Below are 4,656 nucleotides of genomic sequence, written 5' to 3'. Positions count from 1 at the left end.
TTAAATAGAGCTTATTGCGAATAAATGCTCTTTTTCTTTTACCACAAATTGCTACACTCTTTGTAAGATAAGCATTCTAGACCATTTTGTCCCCCCGCAAGGGTTTTATGTTCCTGATTTATCTTTTCCTGTGATATAAGCTTCAGCGATTCTTTTTCGTTGCAATTTACCGCTACTAGTTTTTTCCAACAGCCCTGGACGAATAAAAAATATCTGTTCTACTGGAACTTTCACACCAACGTGGTTAAGAATTATTTTACTTGCTTGCTGTTTGTACTCAGTTGCTCCTTTTAGCACACTAGTTTGCTTGGTTTCTATCAAAATGATAATATTTTCATCTGCTTGAATAGCAGCAACTTTGCCTGATTGCACAAAGGGCAATGACTCTAAGCAGTGTTCAAAATCAGTAGCAAAATAGCTTTGACCGTTGATTTTAAAACGATCATTGATTCTACCAGTAATGAAAAGCTCACCCTCGCTCATTACACCTAAATCACCAGTAGGAAAGAAGCCATCATGATTATAAAAAAGGTGAGCGTTTTCCCAATAGCCATCAACCAAACTACCGCCCCTGATTTGAATTTCTCCTATTTCACCCTCACGACATACAGTTCCGTCTTCAGATATTAAACGCACACTAAAATCACTCAACGGTTTACCTGATGAAATAGCTTGGCAACCATTCGCCAGTGTCAGCACTCTTAGAACATCTTCTAACTGACAACAAGAAACCATTAAAACAGCTTCAGCCATACCATAGCAAGGCTTAATAGCTGTAGGTCGTAATCCATACGGAGCCAACATCTCCATAAATTGATACAGGTTTTTAATATTAATTGGCTCACTACCATTAAAAACTATTCGTAAATTTTCTAAGTTGAGAGCGGCAATTTCTGTGGTTTCGCTGTTTTCTAGCCGACGCAGACAGTAACTAATAGCAAAATCAGGAATAACAGTGATAGCAATTTGTTTTTCGGAAAGCTCCTGCAACCAACCTATAGGATTAATCAAGAACTTCATTGGTGTACTTAAGTGCAGATTTAGTCGGCAATACAACGGTGCAAGAAAGCCACCTATTAATCCCATATCATGATACAGAGGCAACCAACTTGCTGCTTCATCACTTTGTCTGCTTTGAGCATAGTTAGCAATGATCTGTATTTGTGCCATAATCTTAGCGTGGGTAACAGGAATTCCTTTGGGAAAAGCAGTTGAGCCAGAAGAAAACTGTACAAAAGCTATATCACCAGAGGTAACAGAGGCAAAATTAGGTGATGCTTGGGGCTGAAAGTTTGTGCTTGGTAATGGCAATCGCTCAAGACTAAAATCAAGAGATTGAATACTAGGAACTTCTAAAATCAAGCGAGTATTGTATGAATTGGCAATTCTTTGGATAAAAGCTAAATAGCTATCCTTCAATACACCCATACCGTAAGGTTTGACTGATAAAGGAATCGCACCTAGTCCAATCAAAGCAAAAAAGGAAATCAGCACACCTTCTGTAGTTTCAAAGGGAAACACTATCCTTGTCCCCACTGTCACACCTTGAGAGCAAAAATATGCCATGTATGCAGTAATTTGCTTCCTAAAATTGCAGTAGGGTAAGAACTTAGTATCTTTGCGATCTTCTTGAAGGAACAAACCGATATGGGCATCAGTGTCTTTGAGTGCGTGTATCATATCCAGCATGGTGAGCGATTCTTGCACTGGAAGTTGTAATTCTGGCATTCTGGCTACTTCAGGCAATTTCATGACACACCTCCTAGTGCCTTGGCTGCATTGTTTTCTTCAAGAAAATCCGGCAAACTCTTGAGTGTACGTTCAACGGCATCAATGAATCCAACTTTCACGCGGGCATCAGCTGCTATAGTGGCAGTTCCATCAGTGAAGATTTCCACAGTTTGGCAAAATACTGCTTGATAGCGATACTCTTTTTCTGTATCTTCTATTTTCGTAATTACTCTAACTTCTCCTGGTAAAATTTCTCGACGATAATTGATTTCAATCCGCGCTACTACAGGTAGAATACGCTGACCACGACGTAAGTTGTGGTGGTCAAGCCATAACCATCGCCCTGCTTCTAAATATTCCAAGACCGTAGCATTATTGACGTGACCTAAACTATCAAGGTCATTTGGGCGTACTTGCAATGTTAGACTAACTGGTTCAAACTTCATTTCAACAATCTTGAATAACTTAACAGTTGGTACACTTATGTCCCAAGTGCAATGATGACAACGGTAGATACATAATCCCCACTATGGGAAATGGAAAGGTGAGCAGTCCAATTTTGACGATTAAAATACTCTGCTAGAGAGCCGTAAAACTGAAAATATGGAGCTTTGCTGGAGTTGTGTTGTATTTCTACATCTGTCCAATAGAATTGCGGGGCTATTTTCAGTGCTTTAAATAAGGCTTCTTTAGCAGAAAATTGAGCTGTCATACTTTGCAATGGATTTTTACTTTGACTGAAGTACAAATACTCTGTTTCTGTAAAGAAGATCCCCGGAATTTTGAGTGCTTCCACTTTTTCTAATTCGGTTATCAGTTGAATATCGTGTCCTAGTCCAATCAACATCCCACCAATTCCAACCACTTTTGTTCAACTTCCGTAGCTGAGTTCACCTCAATACCTGTAATTTGTTTGAGAGCAGAAAAAATCATTCCTTGCTTGCGTTCAATATTGTCAGGAATTGTCATATCGTACTTGAGTGCGTCCCACCAATTAACATGGGAATCACGTTGTTCTAAATGCTGACGCTTGCTACCATACAGTTCGCCACCTTCACGAACAAACAAATGGGTAACAGCAAATGCTCCTTTGGGGGAGTACTCTTGACTATCCACTAGAGCCTTAGCAAAACTAATGAAGTAGGTCATGTGTTGCGCTTCATCAGCAGCAATCTGCTTAAACAATTTCTTCAACCCAGGATCTTGAGCAACGCTGGCACAATATGAGTAGTTAACTGTGGCTGTAATCTCAGAAATCGCCAGTAAAACTAGAGTTCTGAGTATATCATCATCGGGAAAAATCTTGCGAAACTCAATTAGAACTCGATCATTTACTGTTTCTAAACCAAGCAGGTCAGATAAGCGATTGAGTGTACTTTCATGAAAACTTTCTTCCTCGTTCCAGTAACGGCTCCAAGTACTGCAAGCTTGCATAACACTCGCTAAAACTGGATTAGACTCTTGCCAGCGACGACATTCAGCATCTGCAACTCTTGCAAGGCGATCTGCTCCTGGTTTGGTGGTTAATTCTGCTCGTCCAGCATTCCAAATATTTACTTGATCAATTTCGCTTAATTTCTCTAAATCAATCGCATTGAGCATTTCCACGGCACTCCATCGACGCTTTTCGTGAAAACTATGTTGCTCCCAGATTAAATCCACTAAGCAACTGCGTTGTTCAGCTAGAATCTTATACAAGTCGTTGACAATATTAGCTCTAGAAATTACATTCACCATAGTTAGGTTTTTGAAATTTAATTTTTCAATTTTCTAGGTTTTATCTTGTTTGGGATTTTTCAGCTAATTAAGGTGAAATTTCTACATTATCTACTTCTTGTAAGAAGACTTCTAATACTGTTGAAATTTTTGTATCTAATGAGAAAGCAGGTAAACGGATGTCGGCTCCATACTGCTTTTTAATGGTGTTACTAATCTTGGCAAACGCCTCCATAAGATCAATGCTGTTCTGAAGTTGCTCAGAACGAGCAATAATTTCTGAAAGTGTCAAGTCATGCTCAAAAATTTCAGCTAATGGTAATTTAACGTTCTGTGCAAAAAGCTGACAAATATAATCTTTCACGCTAATTAACTCCTTTGTTAAACTTCCTAGTGAGTAGCAAAATCTCATCTTAAATAAACCTTTTTAAAAAGGTTATTTTTCGCATTTCTTAACAAAACTTTACTGAAGCTTTAAGTTTCTTTTACAGTCCAGCCCTCAGTGACGTTGCTACTCAGAGTTTGCCCACCAGCCACGGGTATCGTGCTTTTGGCTCTCGTGATACTAATAACCCATATATCAGGACATGAAGACACCAGAATCTACACAACAGAAATTAAGCCAACAGTATGATTTTGCTAATACTCTCTATTAATCGTCACTCATGAAGTATCTAAATAGCATCCGAAAAATACGGAATTTTTCTAATTTCTGTAATTTATATTTGAAATTAATTTCATCACTAAAATTACCTAAAAATCCTATCCAAGCGGCGACAGCGCAATGAACTTTCGACGTATTGGCTCTGAATCACTCTACTATGAAGGGATTGTGACGACTTGCCAACCTACACCTGTCAGCCTCATCAGTCCCCTAAAGAGCTTTTCAAGCCAATTTCACTTAAGTTTTCACCGTCTCAGGTTTCATCTCCAAATCAAGTGCGATCGCAGTAATTGGGCATATAAGTTGTGGGAGCATGATCGATACTCACTTGTTTGATTTGCAAGGATGGTTATCTAGGGGATCTGATGCCCAATAGCAAAAACCTGACTTAGCTGCATCTCCAAGTAAATATTTGAGCAAATCAAGTATTTCACACCATAACTTAGGAATGCGGATTAAATAGAATCCAGAATTATGTCACCTGTGGTTTAGCAGTGTAATTCCATTGCGGCAAATAATCATCAAACACAATTTCCATCGTTTGC

The 4,656-nt window shown here is 38.9% G+C and carries 5 protein-coding genes; all 5 read right to left on the bottom strand.

The window, feature by feature from the left end; translation table 11 throughout:
* Positions 1-105: 105 nt before the first annotated feature.
* Entirely contained in the window at positions 106-1,752 is a 1,647-nt protein-coding gene (locus tag H6G76_RS36160) for an AMP-binding protein (protein ID WP_199337655.1), read from the bottom strand.
* A complete protein-coding gene (locus tag H6G76_RS36155) occupies positions 1,749-2,177 on the bottom strand; it encodes a thioesterase family protein (RefSeq protein WP_190710999.1) in 429 nt (142 codons plus the stop codon). The genes H6G76_RS36160 and H6G76_RS36155 overlap by 4 nt, the downstream gene beginning before the upstream one ends.
* Positions 2,178-2,212: 35 nt before the next feature.
* Positions 2,213-2,596, bottom strand: coding sequence for a holo-ACP synthase (locus H6G76_RS36150; RefSeq protein ID WP_190710998.1), 384 nt, complete (start codon positions 2,594-2,596; stop codon positions 2,213-2,215).
* Positions 2,572-3,468, bottom strand: coding sequence for an acyl-ACP desaturase (locus H6G76_RS36145; protein ID WP_190710997.1), 897 nt, complete (start codon positions 3,466-3,468; stop codon positions 2,572-2,574). The genes H6G76_RS36150 and H6G76_RS36145 overlap by 25 nt, the downstream gene beginning before the upstream one ends.
* 67 nt (positions 3,469-3,535) lie before the next feature.
* Positions 3,536-3,811 (bottom strand): hypothetical protein, encoded by a 276-nt coding sequence (locus tag H6G76_RS36140; protein WP_199337654.1) that lies wholly within the window; start codon positions 3,809-3,811, stop codon positions 3,536-3,538.
* Between the last annotated feature and the right edge of the window lie 845 nt (positions 3,812-4,656).

Source organism: Nostoc sp. FACHB-152, assembly GCF_014697475.1.
In the GTDB taxonomy this organism is placed as follows: domain Bacteria; phylum Cyanobacteriota; class Cyanobacteriia; order Cyanobacteriales; family Nostocaceae; genus Nostoc_B.
The sequence above is the reverse complement of the archived record's forward strand: the minus strand, read 5'-3'. Positions and strand labels throughout refer to the sequence as shown.